Origin of the sequence: Bradyrhizobium sp. PRIMUS42, from assembly GCF_023006515.1 — a bacterium.
Classification (GTDB): Bacteria; Pseudomonadota; Alphaproteobacteria; order Rhizobiales; family Xanthobacteraceae; genus Bradyrhizobium.
Window position 1 is genome coordinate 1 of the sequence record NZ_JALBGZ010001462.1, and the last position, 618, is coordinate 618.

At 68.4% G+C, this 618-nt stretch carries 2 pseudogenes; both read right to left on the bottom strand.

Going from position 1 to position 618, the window contains the following annotated elements:
* Window positions 1-186 (bottom strand): annotated as a pseudogene (locus MOV75_RS41080) (HcpA family protein); the annotation flags it as partial.
* Between the two features lie 8 nt (window positions 187-194).
* Window positions 195-618, bottom strand: a pseudogene (locus MOV75_RS41085) (thiamine phosphate synthase); the annotation flags it as partial.

A 618-nucleotide genomic window follows, 5' to 3' on the forward strand; every position in this document is an offset into this window, starting at 1 on the left:
CTTGGGCGAGGCCGAAGGTTTTGGCGCCGGCGCGGCCTCCTTCTTCTTGGTAAGCGCGTGCGGCTTGGGCTTTGGCTTCTCGGCCGGCGCGCTCGGCGTTGTCGCCGGCGGAGTGATCTGGAGCTGCGCAGCCGCGGGCAGCGTGAGCAGCAGCGTAGCCAGCATGGTGATGCAGGGGAGCTTCATGTCGGGCGCTAGCCGTGCTCCTGGCCAGCAGGATTTTGGCTAGCCGTCGCCGTCGCATAGGCCTTCTTGATCGCAGCGTCCGCCTCGATCAGCGCGGCCTTCGGCCCACGCGGATCGGACCAGATGAAGTCGCCGACCAGCACGAAATCGGCGCCGCTGAGGGCGAAGTCGTGGGCTTCTTCCAGCGACATGGCAAAGCCGACGCAGGGCGGCTCGAACAGCTCGGCCCACCAGTCCAGCCGTTCCGCGATCGCTTGCGCCGAGGGACGCTGGCCTTTCGCATCGGGCTCGCCGAACAGCACGTAATCCGCGCCCATCTCGCCCGCATCCATGGAATGGTGCCGCGTCGTCAGCCCGCCGACGCCCGCGATTCGATCGGGCTTGAGCGAGGGCAGCGCCTCTTTCAGCGCGGCGATGCCGGGCAGGTGCGCG